This is a genomic window from Pseudomonas sp. FSL R10-0399 (assembly GCF_009600165.1).
In the GTDB taxonomy this organism is placed as follows: Bacteria; Pseudomonadota; Gammaproteobacteria; order Pseudomonadales; family Pseudomonadaceae; genus Aquipseudomonas; species Aquipseudomonas helleri.
The window spans coordinates 1-2,527 of the sequence record NZ_WIWK01000223.1; the positions used below are offsets into that span (position 1 = coordinate 1).

The 2,527-nt window shown below is 63.8% G+C and carries 2 protein-coding genes; both read right to left on the reverse strand.

Annotated features, from left to right (window positions below; translation table 11 throughout):
• On the reverse strand, positions 1 to 276 hold a 276-nt coding region (locus GHO41_RS28965), incomplete at its 3' end, for an LLM class flavin-dependent oxidoreductase (RefSeq protein WP_153435320.1).
• Between the two features lie 61 nt (positions 277 to 337).
• Positions 338 to 2,527: TonB-dependent siderophore receptor (locus GHO41_RS28970; RefSeq protein WP_153435321.1), on the reverse strand; the 2,190-nt coding region annotated here is incomplete at its 5' end.

Consider the following 2,527-nt stretch of genomic DNA (forward strand, 5'->3'; position numbering starts at 1 on the left):
GTTGGACAGGTGGTCGAGGGAGGCGAGTTTGCGGGCGATGTGGTAGGGCTCGGTGTCGTGCGGGCTGGCGATGAGGCCAATGTGCTCGGTGACGGCGGCCAGCGCCGACATCAAGGTCAGCGCTTCAAACTGTTCGGGCGGTTCGGTGAAGCTCAGTGCAGCGAATGTGCCGCGCTCGGCGCTGCGGGCGAGGGCCTTGAGGCGCTCGAAGTCCGGGCGACGGGTGTTGGCGGTGAAACAGGCACCCACTATCAATGGGTCGGTACGGCGGGTCATGACAGCCTCCGTGCAAGTGTTCGGCAAAGCCCTGCCGCCGCTGGGGCGGCAGGGCAATGGGTCAGAAGTTGTACGTCACGCCGGTGTACCAGTAGCCGCCGGTGGTGCCGTACGGCGAGAAGTTGCCGTACGGGAAGGCGCCCGAACTGCTCGGCAGGTTTGTGCGTTCCGGGTAGATGTTGAACAGGTTGTTGGCGCCCGCTGTCAGGGTCAGGCTGGAGGTCAGGTGGTAGTCCACGTTGAGGTCGGTGATCCAGGCTGGCGAGAACGTGCGGTCGTAAATCTCGGCGGTGCCGTACTGGGTGTACTCGCCGTAGCGGGTCAGGTTGAGGCCGATATCAAACTTGTTGATGGTCCAGGTGGTCCCCAGAATCAGCTTGGACTCCGGGTTGCCGTGCTTGAGGTTGCCCTGGCGCTGACGGTTGTAGCCGCCGTCCGGGCCGAGGGTGGCCTGGGCCAGGGGCGAGGCGTGGATGTCGTCAATTTCGGTGGTGTTCCAGTTGAAGCCCAGGGTGTAGCGCAGGTTGCCGTAGGCGCCCAGGTTCTGGCGGTAGTCACCGATCAGGTCGATGCCACGGGTGGTGGTGTCCAGTGCGTTGGTGAAGTAAGTCACCGCCTGGTTGGTCGGCAGCCCGGCGGCGCCGAGGATGGCGTCGATTTGCGGCGTGCCGCCGAGGTAGCCGGTCTGGTCGATGCGGTCCTTGATTTTGATCTGGTAAGCATCGAGGGTGATGCTGGTGGCATCGGTCGGTTGCAGGGTCAGGCCGAGGGCGAAGTTGGTGGATTTCTCCGGCTTGAGGGTGGTGGCCCCCAAGGCCTTGGCCACTTCAGAGTCGACCGCCACGTTGCGGTAGTTGAACAGGTTGCCGTTGACGCTGGTTTGCGAGGTAGAGCTGTAGATCTGCTGGGCCAGCGAAGGCGCACGGAAACCGGTGCTGACGCTGCCGCGCACGGCGAGGATCGGCGTCAACTGATAGCGGGTGGCGATTTTGCCGTTGGTGGTGGTGCCCGAACCGTCGTTGTAATGCTCGTAACGACCGGCCAGATCGACGTGCCATTTGTCGGTCAGGTCCTGACCGATCTCGCCGTAAGCAGCCAGGCTGGTGCGGCCTTTTTGGTCGGCATCGGCAGGCGTGGTGCCGGCACCGGAGATAGTCCCCGGCGCAATCGGGTTGCCGCTGACGCCCGTGTCAAACGGGCCGCTGGCGTAAGAGGCGTAGTCGCCCTTGCCGATTTTGTAGTTCTCGTAACGTTGCTCCAGGCCCCATGAAATCTGCGTCGGCTTGGCCAGGCCAAAATCGAAGGCGCGGGTCAGGTCGAGGTTGTTGGTCCACTGGCTGAAGGTCTTCACCCCGGTGTCGACCGAGGTCGGCGAGTCAGGGCCGTAGCTCAGGTTGTAGGTGTGGCGCAGGGTGGCTTCGGCGTGGTCCTGGCCGTACGTGCTGGACAGGTCGTAGTCCCAACCGGCGACGGTGCCTTTGCCACCGAAGGCCACCTGGAAGTCGTTTTCGATAAAGCGCAGGGTGTCTTCGATCCCTTCCGGGAACGGCGTGGCAATGCCGTCAAAGCTGGCGGACTGGTGGAAGGCCAGAGGCTTTTCCGAGTTGCGCCGGGTGTAGGTCGAGAACGAGTACAGGGTCAGGTCATCGCTGACTGGCAGCTCGGCGTTGTAACCCAGACTGAAGTTGCGCGCCTCGGGCAGGCCGGTGCCGTAATAGGTGTGCTCCAGGCTGGTGTTGCCCGCGCTGTCGGTGTACGGGGCTTTGTCGGAGCGGTCGGAGACTTTCTGGTGGCGCACGTCCAGGCCAAAGTTGATAAAGCCGTCATTGGGCAGGGCAAGGCCGACGTCGCCGGTCTGGCGGATGGTTTCGCCGTCACCGTTTTGGTAGTTCTGGCCGTAGGTGGTTTTCAGGCTGCCACCGTGGTCGGTCTGTTTGAGGACGATGTTGATCACCCCGGCGATGGCGTCCGAGCCGTACTGGGCCGAGGCGCCGTCACGCAGGATCTCGACATGATCGATCAACGCGGTGGGGATCATGTCGAGGTCGACCGGCTGCGAGCCGGAGTTCAGCGACGTGCCGTTGTTGAGCAGGGCGCTGTTGTGGCGGCGCTTGCCGTTGACCAGCACCAGCACCTGGTCGCCGTTCAAGCCGCGCAGGCTGATGGGGCGCACCACCGACGCGGAACCATAGCCGGACGATGCAGGCAGGTTGATGGACGGCAGCACGCGGTTCAGGGCGCGGGTCAGGTC